Origin of the sequence: Pseudomonas umsongensis (genome assembly GCF_002236105.1) — a bacterium.
GTDB lineage: Bacteria > Pseudomonadota > Gammaproteobacteria > Pseudomonadales > Pseudomonadaceae > Aquipseudomonas > Aquipseudomonas umsongensis.
This window is the reverse complement of sequence record NZ_NIWU01000003.1, coordinates 525,168-542,687: the sequence shown is the minus strand read 5'-3', so window position 1 is coordinate 542,687 and position 17,520 is coordinate 525,168. Positions and strand designations below refer to the sequence as shown.

The 17,520-nt window shown below is 60.8% G+C and carries 12 protein-coding genes; 11 read left to right on the top strand and 1 reads right to left on the bottom strand.

Features of this window, described 5'->3' with window-relative positions; genetic code table 11:
* Positions 1-329: 329 nt before the first annotated feature.
* The 3 genes from PSUM_RS19135 to choV all read left to right on the top strand — a co-directional run bounded on the left by PSUM_RS19135 (position 330) and on the right by choV (position 3,375).
* A complete protein-coding gene (locus tag PSUM_RS19135; RefSeq protein WP_020796088.1) occupies positions 330-1,277 on the top strand; it encodes a choline ABC transporter substrate-binding protein in 948 nt (315 codons plus the stop codon).
* 77 nt (positions 1,278-1,354) lie between these two features.
* Positions 1,355-2,200, top strand: a complete 846-nt coding sequence (gene choW, locus PSUM_RS19130) for a choline ABC transporter permease subunit (protein ID WP_020796089.1) — start codon at positions 1,355-1,357, stop codon at positions 2,198-2,200.
* Positions 2,197-3,375, top strand: a complete 1,179-nt coding sequence (gene choV / locus PSUM_RS19125; RefSeq protein ID WP_020796090.1) for a choline ABC transporter ATP-binding protein — start codon at positions 2,197-2,199, stop codon at positions 3,373-3,375. The genes choW and choV overlap by 4 nt, the downstream gene beginning before the upstream one ends.
* Before the next feature lie 272 nt (positions 3,376-3,647).
* On the opposite strand, the gene PSUM_RS19120 is transcribed toward choV, so the two are convergent.
* Complete coding sequence (locus PSUM_RS19120; protein ID WP_225441959.1) at positions 3,648-5,588, bottom strand: BCCT family transporter; 1,941 nt, start codon at positions 5,586-5,588, stop codon at positions 3,648-3,650.
* A 381-nt stretch (positions 5,589-5,969) separates the two neighbouring features.
* Here PSUM_RS19120 and betI point away from each other — a divergent pair, with 381 nt between their 5' ends.
* The 8 genes from betI to PSUM_RS19080 all read left to right on the top strand — a co-directional run bounded on the left by betI (position 5,970) and on the right by PSUM_RS19080 (position 17,326).
* Entirely contained in the window at positions 5,970-6,563 is a 594-nt protein-coding gene (gene betI, locus PSUM_RS19115; protein ID WP_020796092.1) for a transcriptional regulator BetI, read from the top strand.
* A 62-nt stretch (positions 6,564-6,625) separates the two neighbouring features.
* On the top strand, positions 6,626-8,098 hold the full coding sequence (betB, locus tag PSUM_RS19110) for a betaine-aldehyde dehydrogenase (protein WP_020796093.1): 1,473 nt from the start codon (positions 6,626-6,628) through the stop codon (positions 8,096-8,098).
* A gap of 218 nt (positions 8,099-8,316) precedes the next feature.
* Positions 8,317-10,020 (top strand): choline dehydrogenase, encoded by a 1,704-nt coding sequence (betA, locus tag PSUM_RS19105; RefSeq protein ID WP_020796094.1) that lies wholly within the window; start codon positions 8,317-8,319, stop codon positions 10,018-10,020.
* Between the two features lie 160 nt (positions 10,021-10,180).
* Positions 10,181-11,623, top strand: a complete 1,443-nt coding sequence (locus PSUM_RS19100) for a TldD/PmbA family protein (RefSeq protein ID WP_020796095.1) — start codon at positions 10,181-10,183, stop codon at positions 11,621-11,623.
* On the top strand, positions 11,623-12,960 hold the full coding sequence (locus PSUM_RS19095; protein ID WP_033042931.1) for a TldD/PmbA family protein: 1,338 nt from the start codon (positions 11,623-11,625) through the stop codon (positions 12,958-12,960). The genes PSUM_RS19100 and PSUM_RS19095 overlap by 1 nt, the downstream gene beginning before the upstream one ends.
* Positions 12,961-13,132: 172 nt before the next feature.
* Complete coding sequence (gene mdtD / locus PSUM_RS19090; RefSeq protein ID WP_083349842.1) at positions 13,133-14,560, top strand: multidrug transporter subunit MdtD; 1,428 nt, start codon at positions 13,133-13,135, stop codon at positions 14,558-14,560.
* A gap of 105 nt (positions 14,561-14,665) precedes the next feature.
* On the top strand, positions 14,666-16,003 hold the full coding sequence (gene dbpA / locus PSUM_RS19085; protein WP_231989930.1) for an ATP-dependent RNA helicase DbpA: 1,338 nt from the start codon (positions 14,666-14,668) through the stop codon (positions 16,001-16,003).
* Between the two features lie 144 nt (positions 16,004-16,147).
* Positions 16,148-17,326 carry a BaiN/RdsA family NAD(P)/FAD-dependent oxidoreductase gene (locus PSUM_RS19080; protein WP_020800868.1) on the top strand — a complete coding sequence of 393 codons (1,179 nt, stop codon included), beginning with the start codon at positions 16,148-16,150 and terminating at the stop codon, positions 17,324-17,326.
* Positions 17,327-17,520: the final 194 nt, after the last annotated feature.

The following is a 17,520-nucleotide window of genomic DNA, read 5'->3' as shown; positions in this document are numbered from 1 at the left end:
CCTGTCGTTCGACGTCTCACACCGACGCACTCATGTCCACGAACGCCGCGTGTCTTTCACGTCGTGTTTTCGCCGTTTTTTTGCGGCTCAGACGGACAAAAGAGGCTGAAAAAATCTGTAAACGACGTCACCGACACTGGATGCGACCATCCCTGTACTGGTTACGACGCACCCTGTAGGCGTCAGATTTTCACTGGTACATGATCGTAACGACTCGATTGCAAGGCGCCGTGGTAGAGATGTCTCCAGAACGCCATCCAACCGCAACCTATAAGTGCGGTGGTTCCAGTCGGAAACTACTGCCAAAAAAAACACCAAGGAGTCCATCCATGAAAGGTTCCCCGTCGTTGTTGTTGGCCGCCCTGCTTAGTCTGCCGGTTATGGCGCAAGCCGCCGAACCGGCTCAATGCAGCACCGTAAACTTCTCCGATGTCGGCTGGACCGACATCACCGCAACGACCGCCACCACCAGCGTCGTGCTCAACGCCCTCGGCTACAAGACCAAGACCACCATGATTTCCGTGCCCGTGACCTACAAGTCCCTGGCCGACGGGAAGAACATGGACGTGTTCCTCGGTAACTGGATGCCGACCATGGAAAACGACATCAAGGCCTACCGCGACGCCGGCACCGTGGAAACCGTGCGCACCAACCTCAAGGGCGCCAAATACACCCTCGCCGTGCCACAAGCCCTGTACGACAAAGGGCTGCATGATTTTGCCGACATCGCCAAGTTCAAGAAGGAACTGGACGGCAAGATCTACGGCATCGAGCCCGGCAACGACGGCAACCGCCTGATCCAGAGCATGATCGACAAGAACGCCTTCGGCCTCAAGGACGCAGGCTTCAAGGTCGTCGAATCCAGCGAAGCGGGGATGCTCTCCCAGGTCGACCGCGCACAGAAACGCGACACCGCCGTGGTCTTCCTCGGCTGGGCGCCGCACCCGATGAACAAGCGCTTCAAGATTCAATACCTGACCGGCGGCGACGATTTCTTTGGCCCGGATTTCGGTGCTGCCACCGTGGCGACCAACACCCGCAAGGGTTACGCCGAGGAGTGCAGCAACGTGGGCCAACTGCTGAAAAACCTGGAGTTCACTGTCGACATGGAGAGCGAACTGATGGGCAACATCCTGGACGACAAGATGAAGCCTGACGCGGCCGCCAAGGCCTGGCTGAAAAAGAATCCACAGGTGCTCGATACCTGGCTCGCTGGCGTGACCACCATTGACGGTAAACCAGGCCTGGAGGCCGTGAAAGCCAAACTCGCGCCTTGAATCGGGGAGCATCGCTTATGCCGGGCGGCTCACGCCGTCCGGGCTGTTAATTTCCTTGCATGCGGACGTTCACTACCATGCTGATTGATCAGAAAATCCCTTTAGGCCAGCACATCGCGAGCTTTGTCGAATGGTTGACGCAACACGGCGCCAACACCTTCGACGCCATTGCCGTGACGCTGGAAACGATGATCCACGGCGTGACTTTCGCGCTGACCTGGTTCAACCCGCTGGCACTGATCGGCCTCATCGCCCTCCTGGCCCACTTCATCCAGCGCAAATGGGGGCTGACCGCTTTCGTCATCGCCTCCTTTCTGCTGATCCTCAACCTGGGGTACTGGCAGGAAACCATGGAGACCCTGGCCCAGGTGCTGTTTGCCACCCTGGTCTGCGTGGTCATCGGCGTGCCACTGGGCATCGTCGCGGCGCACAAGCCAATGTTCTACACTTTTATGCGTCCGGTACTCGATCTGATGCAGACCGTACCGACCTTCGTTTACCTCATTCCTACCCTGACCCTCTTCGGGCTGGGTGTGGTGCCAGGCCTGATCTCCACGGTGGTATTCGCCATCGCCGCGCCGATCCGCCTGACCTACCTGGGCATCCGCGATGTCCCGCAAGAACTGATGGACGCCGGCAAGGCCTTTGGCTGCTCGCGTCGCCAGCTACTAACACGGATAGAACTGCCCCACGCCATGCCGAGCATCGCGGCCGGCATCACCCAGTGCATCATGCTGTCGCTGTCGATGGTGGTGATTGCGGCACTGGTGGGCGCCGACGGACTGGGTAAACCGGTGGTCAACGCACTGAACACTGCTGATATCGCCCTGGGCTTCGAAGCGGGCCTGGCGATCGTACTGCTGGCGATCATGCTCGACCGTATCTGCAAACAACCCGACGCGAAAGTAGGGGGTGACGCATGAGCATAATTCGCTTCGAAGACGTCGACGTGATCTTCACCAAGGATCCACGCGAAGCACTGAAACTTCTCGATCAAGGCTTGACCCGCAGCGAGATCCTGAAAAAGACCGGGCAAATCGTTGGCGTCGAAAAGGCCAGCCTGGATATCGAAAAAGGTGAAATCTGCGTGCTGATGGGCCTGTCCGGCTCCGGCAAGTCCAGCCTGCTGCGTTGCATCAACGGTCTCAACACCGTCAGCCGTGGCAAGCTGTTCGTCGAGCACGAAGGCAAGCAGATCAACATCGCGTCCTGCTCCGCCGCCGAGCTGAAAATGATGCGCACCAAGCGCATTGCGATGGTGTTCCAGAAGTTCGCCCTGATGCCTTGGCTGACGGTGCGCGAGAACATCAGCTTCGGCCTGGAAATGCAGGGCCGTCCGGAGAAGGAACGCCGGAAACTGGTCGATGAAAAACTTGAGCTGGTGGGCCTGACCCAATGGCGCAACAAGAAACCCGATGAGCTGTCCGGTGGCATGCAGCAACGTGTGGGCCTGGCCCGTGCGCTGGCGATGGACGCCGACATCCTGCTGATGGACGAACCGTTCTCGGCACTCGACCCGCTGATCCGCCAGGGCCTGCAGGACGAACTGCTGGAGCTGCAACGCAAGCTGAGCAAGACCATCGTGTTCGTGAGCCACGACCTCGATGAAGCCCTGAAGCTCGGCAGCCGTATCGCGATCATGAAAGACGGCCGGATCATCCAGTACAGCAAGCCCGAAGAAATCGTCCTCAACCCTGCGGACGACTACGTGCGGACCTTCGTCGCCCACACCAACCCGCTGAACGTACTGTGCGGGCGCAGCCTGATGCGCACCCTGGACAACTGCAAGCGCATCAACGGCTCGGTGTGCCTCGATCCGGGCGGCGATTCGTGGCTTGACCTCGCCGAAGGCAACACCATCAAGGGCGCACGCCAGAACGGTGCGAGCCTGGACCTGCAGAACTGGATTCCAGGTCAGGCGGTCGAAGGCCTGGGCCGCCGGCCGACGCTGGTGGATTCCAACATCGGCATGCGCGACGCACTGCAGATTCGTTATCAGACCGGCAACAAACTGGTGTTGCACGACAACAACAAAGTGGTCGGGATTCTCGGCGACAGCGAGCTGTACCACGCGCTGCTCGGCAAGAACCTGGGCTAAGGCAGCAGACACAAAAACGCCGCGAGAGATCGCGGCGTTTTTGTTGGTACATCTTTTGGACTTGGGACACTGACAACTGTGGAAAGGGGATTCCTGTGGCGAGGGGATTTATCCCCGTTGGGTCGCGAAGCGGCCCCAAAAACCAGACAACTCGGTGTGTCAGATAGATCACAGTGAAAGGTTTTAGGACTGCTTCGCAGCCCAACGGGGATAAATCCCCTCGCCACAATGAGAGCTGCGGTGCAGCAACTTGCACCGCATCACTTCACAACTCAGCTATACACCCGGCCAAGCAGCTGGCGATGGCTTTCAAACTGATCGAGCACGTCACGGGTGATCTGATCCTGGGTGAAACCCATCAGGTCGTAGTCCTGGCTACCGTTGTGCAGGTACACCTCGGCGCGGTAGTAACGCTGACGCGCCTCATCGGACTGGGCTGACTCGGTTGGAGTGGCCAGATACCCATCCAGGCTGACTTCGTAGACAAAAGGGTTGCCCTCTTCCATCTCGACCCGCACTCCCATGCAGCGCTTGGATTTGCCCAGCAGCGTCTGCACTTCGAGGCCTTGGGCACGCATTTGCGTCGTCGCATCCTGCAATGCCGGGCTCACATGCTTATCCATGAAGCGTTGTACCACCGACTGGCTCGGCTGCAGGTCCAGCTGCGTCAAACGCTCGCTGAAGCCACGACGACCGCGCGCTGCCAACTCCGCCTGCTCCTGTTCGATCTGCACGTCCTGGCGCATGGCCTTGTGCAAGCCGAACATGAAGAACACCAACACCACCGAGAACGGCAAGCCGGCCAGAACCACCATGGTTTGCATGGCTTCGAAGTTACCGGCGAACAGCAGGCCAATGGTCACCAGGGTGATCACCACCGACCAGAAGATCCGCAGCCAGTGCGGCGCATCTTCGTCGACGTTACCGCCCTTGCACGACAGGTTGGCCATCATCACCGCACCCGAATCCGCCGGCGTCAGGAACAACACGAAGCCCACGAAAATCGATACACCGATCACCACCTTCGATGCCGGGTAATGCTCCAGCAACTGGTAGATCGCCATGGACGGCTGTTCCAGCGCCGTCTTACCGAGCTCCACCGCGCCGTGATTCATCACCAGGTCCAGCGCCGAGTTACCGAAAATCGACAGCCACGCCAGGGTGAAACCCAGCGGAATCAGGAGCACGCCAGCAACCATTTCACGCACCGTGCGACCACGGGAAATACGCGCGATGAACATGCCTACGAACGGGGCCCAGGAAATCCACCAGGCCCAGTAGAACAGGGTCCACAGGCCCAGCCAGCGGTCAGACTTCTCACTGTCGCCTTCGTACACATAAAGATCGAAAGTCTTCAGCACCACGCCGTTCAGGTAATCACCGACGTTCTGCACGAAGCCGTTGAGCAGGTGCAGGGTCGGGCCGAACAGCAGCACGAAAATCAGCAGGCCGCTGAACAGCACGATGTTGAGGTTGGACAGGCGGCGGATGCCGTTTTCCACACCCGACACGGCAGCGATGGTCGCCACGGTGCTCATCACGATGATCACGATCAGCAGGTTGGTGTTGCTGTGCTCCATGCCGAACAGGTTTTCCAGGCCCGACGACACTTGCAGCGAACCGATCCCCAGGTTGGTCACCAGGCCCAGCAGGGTCACGAACATGCCAAAGCCGTCCACCGCATGACCGGCCGCGCCTTTGACCCAACGCTCACCCACCAGCGGGTACAGCGCCGAACGCAGCGCCAGCGGCTGGTTATGCCGGTAGGCAAAGTACGCCACCGCCAGGCCGACCAAGGCGTAGATCGCCCAGCCATGCAGGCCCCAGTGCAGGAACGTCAGCTGCACGGCCTGACGTGCCGCCAGGTTGCTTCCGGCCACGCCTTCCGGCGGGTTGAAATAATGATCCAGCGGCTCGGACGCACCGAAGTACAGCAGCGAGATGCCGATACCCGAGGAGAACAGCATCCCCGCCCAGGCGCCGTAGCTGAAGTCCGGGGTGTCGTCCTTGCTGCCCAGCTTGAGCTTGCCGTAGGACGAGAACGCCAGGCCGACCACGAAGATCAGGTAGGCGGCAATCACCACCATGTAGTACCAGCCGAAGCTGCGGGACAACCAGGCTTGCGCCGTACCGAGCAGTCTGCCGGCCTCTTGCGGGGCAATTATCAGAATGGCGGTCAACAACAGAATCAACGCGGTAGAGGTGTAGAACACCCAACCGTTGACCGTCACCTTCTCGGGTGGGGTCTTTATTAGCGAGGCAGAACTCATGGCACAGATGCTCCGGGCAGTGCGAGAGAAGAACGCAAGACAAACGAGGTACCCGACCAATCGCTTAGTGGGCAGCCGACCAGCGGGTGATATAAAGACAACCCGATAAAGCTCGAACCCCCTTTAACGCCGTGGCGCGTGGGTTTCGAGCAATTGCGGAAGTCGTTTTTTTTCGCCGCTACGCGTCGGAAAAATCTGTAGGCAGCGACGATTTGTCGCAGATCTTATTCTTTGTTGATTGAACGTTCAATCAAAACAAAATAGACTGGCCCTCAAACCGATAGACGTCTTGCGTCTGCCGGAAGGCCTAAGGAGATGTGCAAGATGCCCAAGGTCGGTATGCAACCCATCCGTCGCCAACAGTTGATCGAAGCCACCTTGCTGGCGGTCGACCAGGTCGGAATGGGGGACGCCAGCATTGCGCTGATCGCCCGTTTGGCCGGTGTCTCGAACGGCATCATCAGTCATTACTTTCAGGACAAGAACGGCCTGATCGCCGCCACCATGGGGTACCTGATGACCGTCCTGAGCGAGAACGTCACCGCGCGCCGATTGGCGCTGACAGATGACAGCCCGCGGGCGCATCTGCAGGTGATCATCGAAGGCAACTTCGACGCCAGCCAGGTCAACGGCCCGGCAATGAAAACCTGGTTGGCCTTCTGGGCTACCAGCATGCACCAGCCGTCTTTGCACAGGTTGCAGCGGATCAACGATCACCGTCTGTATTCCAACCTGTGCTGCCAGTTCCGCCGCGTGTTGCCGCTTGTCGAAGCGCGCAGTGCGGCCCGTGGCCTGGCAGCGTTGATTGACGGCTTGTGGTTGCGCGGCGCGCTGTCGGGAGATGCTTTCGACACCGAGCAGGCACAACGGATCGCTTACGAATACATGGATATCCAACTGGCCAAGCAGGTGAGTTAGAGCACACATAGAACGCTCGACACCTGCACCGTGCCAATAACCAATGCACTTGCGAGGACTTTATGGCCCGTTTCGAACTGCAAAAACTCTACATCGATGGCGGCTACAGTGACGCTGGCAGCGATGCCACGTTTGAAGCCATCAACCCGGCTAACGGTGAAGTCCTCGCAAAAGTACAACGTGCGACCAAGGAAGACGTCGAGCGCGCCGTAGTCAGCGCCGAAAAGGGCCAGAAAATCTGGGCTGCGATGACCGCCATGGAGCGTTCGCGCATCCTGCGTCGTGCCGTGGACATCCTGCGCGAACGCAACGATGAACTGGCCGCACTGGAAACCCTGGACACCGGCAAGTCGTACTCCGAAACCCGCTACGTCGACATCGTCACCGGCGCTGACGTGCTGGAGTACTACGCAGGCCTGGTACCCGCCATCGAAGGCGAGCAGATCCCTTTGCGCACCACTTCGTTCGTCTACACGCGTCGCGAGCCACTGGGCGTCGTGGCCGGTATCGGCGCGTGGAACTACCCGATCCAGATCGCCCTGTGGAAATCCGCACCGGCCCTGGCCGCCGGTAACGCGATGATCTTCAAGCCAAGCGAAGTCACTTCGCTGACCACCCTGAAACTGGCCGAGATCTACACCGAAGCCGGCCTGCCAGCGGGTGTGTTCAACGTCCTGACCGGCAGCGGCCGTGAAGTCGGCACCTGGCTGACCGAACACCCGCGCATCGAGAAAGTCTCGTTCACCGGCGGCACCGACACCGGCAAGAAAGTCATGGCCAGCGCTTCGAGCTCTTCGCTCAAGGACGTGACCATGGAACTGGGTGGCAAGTCGCCGCTGATCATCTGCGACGACGCCGACCTCGACCGTGCTGCCGATACCGCGATGATGGCCAACTTCTACAGCTCCGGCCAGGTTTGCACCAACGGCACTCGCGTGTTCGTACCGGCGCACCTGAAAGCCGCTTTTGAAGCCAAGATCGTTGAACGTGTTGCGCGCATCCGCGTCGGCAATCCGGAAGATGAAAACACCAACTTCGGCCCGCTGGTCAGCTTCGCCCACATGGAAAGCGTGCTGGGCTATATCGCCAAGGGCAAGGAAGAAGGTGCGCGCCTGCTGTGCGGCGGCGAGCGCCTGACCGAAGGTGAATTCGCCAAGGGCGCGTTCGTCGCACCGACCGTGTTCACCGACTGCACCGATGACATGACCATCGTGCGCGAAGAAATCTTTGGCCCGGTGATGGCGATCCTCACCTACGAGACCGAAGAAGAAGTGATCCGCCGCGCCAACGACACCGACTTCGGCCTCGCCGCCGGTATCGTCACCAAGGATCTGAACCGCGCTCACCGCGTGATTCATCAACTGGAAGCCGGTATCTGCTGGATCAACGCCTGGGGCGAATCCGACGCGAAGATGCCGGTTGGCGGCTACAAGCAGTCGGGTGTTGGCCGTGAGAACGGCATTAGCTCGCTGAACAACTTCACCCGCATCAAATCGGTACAGGTCGAGCTGGGCGATTACGTCTCGGTGTTCTGATCTGCGAGCGACCTGGAGTGAATGTCGATGTGGCGAGGGGATTTATCCCCGCTGGGCTGCGAAGCAGCCCCCCATCCCGACACCACGATCTCCAGATAGATCTCAGTCGCTGAGTTTACGACTGCTGCGCAGCCGGACGGGGATAAATCCCCTCGCCACGGGTTGCGCGGCGTCGAGGCGACCCGCGACCTGAACCAACTTCCAAGAGGGTGCATTCAATGTCCCAAGAATTCGATTACATCATCATCGGTGCCGGCTCGGCCGGTAACACCCTGGCGACCCGTCTGACTGAAGATGAAGGCGTCACCGTCCTGCTGCTCGAAGCCGGCGGCCCGGACTACCGCATGGATTTCCGTACGCAGATGCCGGCCGCCCTGGCGTTCCCGCTGCAAGGCCGTCGCTACAACTGGGCCTACGAAACCGATCCAGAACCACACATGGACGGTCGCCGGATGGAATGCGGCCGCGGCAAGGGCCTCGGCGGCTCCTCGCTGATCAACGGCATGTGCTACATCCGTGGCAACGCCATGGATTACGACGGCTGGGCAAAACTGCCAGGCCTCGAGGACTGGTCGTACCTGGACTGCCTGCCGTATTTCCGCAAGGCGGAAACCCGCGACATCGGCCCGAACGACTACCACGGTGGCGACGGCCCGGTCAGCGTGACCACACCGAAAGCCGGCAACAACCCGCTGTTCCACGCTATGGTCGAAGCGGGCGTACAGGCCGGTTATCCACGCACCGAAGACTTGAACGGCTACCAGCAAGAAGGCTTCGGTCCGATGGACCGCACCGTGACGCCCAAAGGCCGTCGTGCCTCCACCGCCCGCGGTTACCTGGACATCGCCAAGAAGCGTTCGACCCTGACCATCGTCACCCACGCCCTGACCGACAAGATCCTGTTCGAAGGCAAGCGTGCGGTCGGCGTGCGCTACCTGGTTGGCTCCGCCGAAGAGCGCGTTGAAGCCAAGGCGCGCAAGGAAGTGCTGCTGTGCTCCGGCGCCATCGCTTCGCCGCAAATCCTGCAACGCTCCGGCGTCGGCCCGGCCGAACTGCTGAAAAAGCTCGACATTCCGGTGGTTCACGACCTGCCGGGCGTCGGTGAAAACCTGCAGGACCACCTTGAGTTGTACCTGCAATACGCGTGCACCCAACCCGTCTCGCTGTACCCGTCGCTGCTCTGGTACAACCAGCCGGCGATCGGTGCCGAATGGCTGTTCAACGGCACCGGCATCGGTGCCAGCAACCAGTTCGAAGCCGGCGGTTTCATCCGTACCCGTCCGGAATTCGAATGGCCGAACATCCAGTACCACTTCCTGCCGGTAGCGATTAATTACAACGGCAGCAACGGTGTGAAAGAGCACGGTTTCCAGGCACACATGGGCTCCATGCGTTCGCCAAGCCGCGGGCGCATCCAGGCCAAGTCCAAGGATCCACGCCAGCACCCGAGCATCCTGTTCAACTACATGGCCACCGAGCAGGACTGGCAGGAATTCCGCGACGGCATCCGCCTGACCCGTGAAATCATGCAGCAACCGGCACTGGACGCCTTCCGTGGCCGCGAAATCAGCCCGGGCATCGAAGTGCAAACCGATGAGCAGTTGGACAAGTTCATCCGCGAGCACGCCGAAACCGCGTTCCACCCGTCCTGCTCGTGCAAGATGGGCACCGACGAAATGGCCGTGGTCGATGGCGAGGGTCGCGTGCATGGCATGCAAGGCCTGCGCGTGGTCGATGCCTCGATCATGCCGATCATCACCACCGGCAACCTGAACGCGCCGACGATCATGATGGCCGAGAAAATCGCCGACAAGATCCGTGGTCGCAAGCCATTGCCGCGCAGCAAGGCCAAGTACTACGTAGCAGGCGATGCGCCGGTGAAGGGCAAGCCTGTGCGGGAAGTCAGCGCCACCGCACAGTAAGCCTCCCCCTGATCGTTCCCACGCTCTGCGTGGGAACGATCAATCCCCGCTGACACCGCTCCATCCTTGATCCATCCCCCTCGCAGGCCTACTCTAGCGCCACGCAAATGCTTCACCCTCCCCGCGCAACATCGATGCTCCACACCAAGGAGGTTCCCGAATGTTCGATTTCCACCCCCAGCTCAAGCAGCGCTTTGCTGCCTTGCGCACGGGCGCCGAATTCTTTTCCCTGCGTTATGTGCGCGAGTCCGGCCAGTACCTGTCGGTGCGCAAGAACGTCGCCGAACCGCCGAGCCTGAGCCGCGACGAAGGCGCGATGCTGACCGTGCGAGTCAATGGCGTCGAAGCCTATGCGGCAACCAACGACCTGTCGCAACAGGGCCTGCAAGCCGCCCTCGAACGCGCCGAACAGCAGGCGCGCCGACTCAAGCCCCATGCCCTGCTGGACCTGCGCGAACACGCCGTTTCCAGCGACCGTGCCGACTATTTCTCGCCGACCCTCGACCAGCCTTTCCCCTCCCTGAGCGACTGCTATCAGCTGCTGGGGGCCGAATCCGCCGCCGTGCCCAAGGACGAGCGCCTGGTGAGCTGGCAGGTCAGCCTCGGCATCACCCACGTCGAGCAGATCTACCTCAACAGCGCCGGCGCCGAACTGCGCCAGGCCCAACGCTTCGTCTACCCGGGCCTCGATGTCACCGCCTACGACGGTAACGACAGCCAGACCCGCAGCCTGGGTCGCGAGAATTTCGGCCAGCAGGGTGGCGCGGATGTGATCAGCCGCTGCGGCCTGGTCGGTGCCGGCCCGCTGGTCGCCGATCAGGCGCTGCAACTGCTGCTGGCACCGAACACGCCGCAAGGTCCACGCGATCTGCTGCTGATGCCCGACCAGATGATGCTGCAAATCCACGAATCCATCGGTCATCCGTTGGAACTGGACCGCATCCTCGGCGATGAACGCAATTACGCTGGCACCAGTTTCGTCAAGGCAGAAGACTTTGGCCGCCTGCAATACGGCTCTAAACTTCTCAATGTGACCTTCGACCCCGATATACCCGAACAGCTCGCCAGCTATGGCCATGACGACGACGGCACGGCTGCCAGCAAACAATTCCTGATTCGCGAAGGCCTGTTGCTGCGCCCCTTGGGCGGTGCACTCTCGCAATTTCGCGCGGGCCTGGACGGTGTCGCCAACAGCCGTGCCTGTGGTTGGAACCGCCCGCCGATCGACCGCATGGCCAATCTCAACATCGAACCTGGCGATCAGCCGCTTGCGCAACTGATCGGCAACATCGAGCACGGCATCCTGATGAGCACCAACCGCTCGTGGTCCATTGATGATGCGCGCAACAAATTCCAGTTCGGTTGCGAATGGGGTCAGTTGATTGAAAACGGCGAATTAAAGGGCGTGGTGAAGAACCCGAATTACCGGGCGATTTCCGCGCAGTTCTGGAAAAGCCTCAGCGCGGTCGGCGATGCCAGCACCTTCAAGGTCCTGGGTACGCCCAATTGTGGCAAGGGCGAACCGAATCAAGTGATTCGCGTCGGCCATGCCTCGCCAGCCTGCGTATTCAGCAACGTTGATGTTTTTGGGGGAGACAGCTGATGACTACGTCGAAAGCCCAGGCCGATTCGTTCAAGGCTTTGATCGCCCGATTGCGCGAAGCGTTACGCGAACCGGAACAGTTCACCCTGAGCTACGCCGCCGAATCATCGGCCTTCGTGCGTTTCAACCACGCCAAGGTGCGTCAGGCCGGACAGGTGCAACAGGCCAGCATCGGTTTGAAATTGATCAACGATGGCCGCCACGCCGACCTGCAAATCACCTTGGCAGGCGACCCTGCAGTCGACCATCAGCGTCTGGCCGAAGGTCTGCAACAACTGCGCGAAACCTTGCCTTTGTTGCCCCAGGACCCCTACCTGCTGCTCAATCACAACGGCTGGCAAAGCCAGAACGTGCAGGAGCACCCGCTACCGGACACCGAGCAAGTGGTCGGCGAAATCACCCAGGCCGCCGAAGGACTTGACCTGGTCGGGTTCTATGCGGCCGGGCCGATCAGCCGCGGTTTCGCCAGTTCCGCTGGCGCCTTCGGCTGGCATCAGGCCAACAGTTTCAACTTCGATTTCAGCCTGTTCCATGAAAACGGCCAAGCGGTCAAGGCCAGCTATGCCGGGCACGACTGGAACACCGAAGGCTTTGCCAGACGCTTCCAGCAGGCACGTGAACAGCTGGAATACCTGGGACGGCCGCTGCGCACTTTACCGCCGGGTCAGTACCGCGCCTACCTGGCGCCCGCCGCGCTGGAGGAAATCATGGGCATGCTGTGCTGGGGCGGTTTTTCGGCGCAGTCGATTGCCAGCAAAAGCAGTCCGCTGCAAAAGCTCTACGGGGGTGATCAAGCATTCAGCCCGTTGGTCTCGCTGGAGGAAAAAGTCAGCGGTTCGCTGAGCCCGGCGTTCTCCGACGAAGGTTATCCGCGCAGCGACCTGGGGTTGATCGTCGAGGGCAAGGCCGGCGCGCAACTCGTGGGCTCACGCAGCGCCGCAGAGTACGGCTTGACCGCCAACGGCGCCAGTGGTGGAGAGTCGCCAACAGCCCTGAACATGCGCGCCGGGGATTTGCCTGAGGCAGAGATACTCGAGCAACTCGGTACCGGCTTGTACATCAGCAACCTGTGGTACCTGAACTTTTCGGATCAACCGGCGGCACGCCTGACCGGCATGACGCGGTTTGCGACCTTCTGGGTCGAAAATGGCAAGATCCAGGCTCCAGTCAGCACCATGCGCTTCGATGACAGCGCCTACAGTTTGCTGGGCTCACAGCTGGAAGCGCTGACCGCGGAACGCGAACTGCTGTTGTCGGCGAGCACCTACAGCCAGCGGGCGACGGCATCGGCGCTGTTGCCGGGGGCGCTTATTAGCCGGTTGACCTTGACCCTGTAAACACAAATCCCCAGCACACAGGGCACCCTGTGGGAGCGGGCTTGCTCGCGAAGGCGGTGGGTCAGTCAACATTGATGTTGAACGTGATGACCTCTTCGCGAGCAAGCCCGCTCCCACAGGGACTGCGACCGACGATGGCCTTGCATTAACAACTTCAACTACAAGAGGTCCCATGCCCAACCGCCCGCCTCTCGATCCTGTCACCGCCCGCTGGGTGCCCTGGGTCGTCGCCATTGCCTTCTTCATGCAGTCCCTGGACGGGACGATCCTCAACACCGCCCTGCCCGCCATGGCCCGCGACCTGGCGGAAGATCCCCTGCGCATGCAGGGCGTAATCATTGCCTACATGCTCACGGTCGCCTTGCTGATCCCCGCCTCGGGCTGGATCGCCGACCGCTTCGGCACCCGCAAAATCTTCTTCGGCGCCATCTTGCTGTTCAGCCTCGGCTCGTTGCTCTGTGCAATGTCGAACACGCTGAGCATGCTGATCGGCGCCCGGGTTATCCAGGGGTTGGGCGGCGCACTGATGTTGCCGGTCGGGCGATTGGTGGTGCTGCGCGCCTACCCGCGCTCGGAACTGGTGCGGATCATGGGCTTCATCACCATCCCCGGCCTGCTCGGGCCGTTGCTCGGCCCGACCATGGGCGGCTGGATGGTGGAATACCTGACCTGGCACTGGATCTTCCTGATCAACCTGCCGGTGGGACTCGTGGGCTGCTACGCCGTGTGGAAATTCATCCCGGACCTGCGCGGCTCCGAGCGTACCCGCTTCGATAGCCTGGGTTTCCTGCTGTTCGGCGCGGCGATGATCCTGATCACCATCGCCATGGAAGGCCTGGGCGAACTGCACCTGCCGCACCTGCGGGTGATGCTGCTGCTGTTCGGCGGCATGGCTTGCCTGGCAGCCTACTGGCTGCGCGCCGGCCACGTTGATAATCCGTTGTTTGCGCCGTCGCTGTTCAAGACCCGGACTTTTGCCGTTGGCATTCTCGGCAACCTCTTCGCCCGGCTCGGCAGTGGCGCCCTGCCGTTCCTCGTGCCGCTGCTGCTGCAAGTGGCGCTGGGTTATTCACCGTCCCAGGCCGGGATGAGCATGCTGCCACTGGCGGCCGCCGCGATGATCGCCAAGTGGGTGGCGCGACCGCTGATCGAACGCCTGGGCTACCGCATCGTGCTGACCGGAAATACCCTGGCGCTGGGGATCATGCTGGCGAGCATGGGCCTGGTCAGCGAGCAGACACCTTACTGGCTGCTGTTGTGCCTGCTGGCAGTTTTGGGGGCGATCAACTCCTTGCAGTTCACCGCGATGAACACCGTGACCCTGATCGACCTCGACGACGCCAGTGCCAGCAGCGGCAATAGCCTGCTGTCGGTGGTGGCGCAATTGTCCCTGAGCCTGGGTGTGGCCTGCGCCGGCGCATTGCTAGGCGGTTTCACGGCAGGGATCGGCAATGACGGCGTGGAGACGGTGTTGGGCGCGTTCCAACTGACGTTTGTGACCGTCGGAATCATGGCCATGCTGGCGGCAGCGATCTTTTCCCAACTCTCAAAGGAAGACGGACGGCGCGTCAAGCGTCCGGAAGAGCACATCGAACCTTAGGGCGAATGGCCATCGGGCTGGTACACTGCGCGACATTTTGTTTTGCAGGCCAGTCCCGTGACCACCATCGCCACCGAATTTAATACTTTGCCGCTGTCCGCCGCCATGCTGGCTAACCTCGACTCCCTCGGTTATGCCCAGATGACGCCGATCCAGGCGCAGAGCTTGCCGGTGATCCTCAAGGGGATGGACCTGATCGCCCAGGCCAAGACCGGTAGCGGCAAGACCGCGGCCTTCGGCATCGGCCTGCTGAACCCGATCAATCCGCGCTACTTCGGTTGCCAGGCGCTGATCCTGTGCCCTACCCGTGAATTGGCTGACCAGGTCGCCAAGGAAATCCGTCGCCTGGCCCGTGCCGAAGACAACATCAAGGTCCTGACCCTGTGCGGCGGCGTATCCCTCGGCCCGCAGATCGCTTCGCTGGAACACGGCGCGCACATCATCGTCGGCACCCCGGGACGCATCCAGCAACACCTGCGCAAGGGCTCGCTGGTCCTGCATGGCCTTAACACCCTGATCCTCGACGAAGCCGACCGCATGCTCGACATGGGTTTCTACGACTCCATCGAAGAAATCATCATGCAGGCCCCGGAGCGTCGCCAGACCCTGCTGTTCTCCGCCACCTACCCGGTGGGCATCAAGCAGTTGGCGTCGAAATTCATGCGTAACCCGCAGCAAGTGAAGGCCGAGGCGTTCCACGACGACACCCAGATCGAACAGCGCTTCTACGAAATTTCCCCGGACGATCGCATGAGCGCCGTGACCAAGGTGCTGGGCCACTTCCGCCCGGCGTCCTGCGTGGCGTTCTGCTTCACCAAGCAGCAGGTCCAGGAAACCGTCGATCACCTGACGGCCAAAGGCATCTCCGCCGTCGGCTTGCACGGCGATCTTGAACAGCGTGATCGCGACCAGGTGCTGGCGATGTTCGCCAACCGCAGCACTTCCGTACTGGTTGCCACTGACGTCGCCGCCCGTGGCCTCGACATCGACTCGCTGGACATGGTGATCAACGTCGAACTGGCCCGTGATTCGGAAATCCACATCCACCGCGTTGGCCGTACTGGCCGCGCCGGTGAAAAAGGCCTCGCCATCAGCCTGGTCGCACCGTCTGAAGCCCAGCGCGCCCAAGCCATCGAACAGCTACAGAAATCCCCATTGACCTGGGACCAGGTGGACAACCTCACCTCCCAGGGTGGCGGTCCGCTGCTGCCGCAGATGAGCACCCTGTGCATTGCTGCCGGCCGCAAGGACAAGGTTCGTCCGGGCGACATCCTTGGCGCACTGACCGGTGAAGCTGGCATCCCCGGCGCCCAAGTCGGCAAGATCGCGATCTTCGACTTCCAGGCCTATGTGGCAGTGGAGCGCGGTGTCGCCAAGCAGGCCTTGCAGCGCCTGAACGACGGCAAGATCAAGGGCCGCTCGTTGCGCGTGCGCATCCTGTAACAACAACGCATCTACCCCCTGTGGGAGCGAGCCTGCTCGCGAAGACTGAGTGTCAGATAACATTAAGGTGCCTGACACACCGCTTTCGCGAGCAGGCCCGCTCCCACAGTTTGCTTTGTGGTGACACATTTAGAGGACACCGTTTTGCGCTCTACCGAAGTCGTGATCATTGGCGCTGGCGCCGCAGGTTTGATGTGCGCACTGACCGCCGCCGGGCGCGGGCGCAAGGTACTGTTGCTCGACCACGCCAACAAGGCTGGCAAGAAAATCCTGATGTCGGGCGGTGGCCGCTGCAATTTCACCAACATGTACACCGAACCTGGCAACTTTCTCTCGCAGAACGCCCACTTCTGCAAATCCGCACTGGCGCGCTACACCCAGTGGGACTTCATCGGCATGGTGGCCAAGCACGGTGTGCCGTACCACGAGAAAAAGCTCGGCCAACTGTTCTGCGATAACAAGTCCAGCGACATCCTCGAAATGTTGCTCGATGAGTGCAATCAGGTCGGCGTCAGCCTGCATCTGGACACCTCGATCCAGACCATCGAGAAGCTTGAAAAGGGCTATTTGCTGGACACCACTTTGGGGCAGGTTACCTGCGAATCCCTGGTGATCGCCACGGGTGGCTTGTCGATCCCGACCCTGGGCGCCACCGGTTTCGGCTATCAAGTGGCCAAACAGTTCGGTCATGAGTTGCTGCCCACCCGCGCCGGCCTGGTGCCATTCACCATCACCGATCAGCTTAAGGAATTATGCACCGAGCTGTCCGGCACCTCGGTCGATTGCCTGGTCAGCTGCAATGACCAGAGCTTTCGCGAGAACATCCTGTTCACCCACCGCGGTCTCAGTGGACCGGCGATTTTGCAGATTTCTTCGTTTTGGGAATCCGGCGACACCGTCGAAATCAACCTGCTACCCGACCACGACGTACCAAGCTGGCTGCAACAGCAACAAGCCGAACGCCCGAACAGTGAACTGAAAACCCTGCTCGGTGAAATTTTCACCAAGAAGATGGCCAACCTGCTGGCGGACAACTGGTTCGTTTCCAAACCGATGAAGCAGTACACCCACGCCGAACTGGCGAACATTGCCGAAAAGCTGGCGAGCTGGAAAGTCGTGCCGGCAGGCACCGAAGGCTATCGCACTGCCGAGGTGACGTTGGGCGGCGTCGATACCAACGAGGTGTCGTCCAAGACCATGGAATCGCTCAAAAGCCCTGGCCTGTATTTCATCGGTGAAGTGCTGGACGTCACCGGGCACCTGGGCGGCTTCAACTTCCAGTGGGCCTGGGCCTCGGGTTACGCGGCTGCGCAGTACGTCTGACAAACACGAATCAAAACTGTGGGAGCGAGCCTGCTCGCGAATGCAATCTGTCAGCCTCCATTGATGTTGGCTGACCCACCGCTTTCGCGAGCAGGCTCGCTCCCACACTGACTGTGTACTGATCGATAAAGGAACAGATTTTGCTGTCAGATGTGATCGCCGCCATTGCGTCGGCGTCATTACTGGCTCAATTT

What these genes read in the sequence shown, in the direction of transcription:
- PSUM_RS19135 (WP_020796088.1), top strand. Translation starts at nt 330, where the DNA reads ATGAAAGGTTCCCCGTCGTTGTTGTTGGCCGCCCTGCTTAGTCTGCCG.
- choW (WP_020796089.1), top strand. Translation starts at nt 1,355, where the DNA reads ATGCTGATTGATCAGAAAATCCCTTTAGGCCAGCACATCGCGAGCTTT.
- choV (WP_020796090.1), top strand. Translation starts at nt 2,197, where the DNA reads ATGAGCATAATTCGCTTCGAAGACGTCGACGTGATCTTCACCAAGGAT.
- betI (WP_020796092.1), top strand. Translation starts at nt 5,970, where the DNA reads ATGCCCAAGGTCGGTATGCAACCCATCCGTCGCCAACAGTTGATCGAA.
- betB (WP_020796093.1), top strand. Translation starts at nt 6,626, where the DNA reads ATGGCCCGTTTCGAACTGCAAAAACTCTACATCGATGGCGGCTACAGT.
- betA (WP_020796094.1), top strand. Translation starts at nt 8,317, where the DNA reads ATGTCCCAAGAATTCGATTACATCATCATCGGTGCCGGCTCGGCCGGT.
- PSUM_RS19100 (WP_020796095.1), top strand. Translation starts at nt 10,181, where the DNA reads ATGTTCGATTTCCACCCCCAGCTCAAGCAGCGCTTTGCTGCCTTGCGC.
- PSUM_RS19095 (WP_033042931.1), top strand. Translation starts at nt 11,623, where the DNA reads ATGACTACGTCGAAAGCCCAGGCCGATTCGTTCAAGGCTTTGATCGCC.
- mdtD (WP_083349842.1), top strand. Translation starts at nt 13,133, where the DNA reads ATGCCCAACCGCCCGCCTCTCGATCCTGTCACCGCCCGCTGGGTGCCC.
- dbpA (WP_231989930.1), top strand. Translation starts at nt 14,666, where the DNA reads ATGCTGGCTAACCTCGACTCCCTCGGTTATGCCCAGATGACGCCGATC.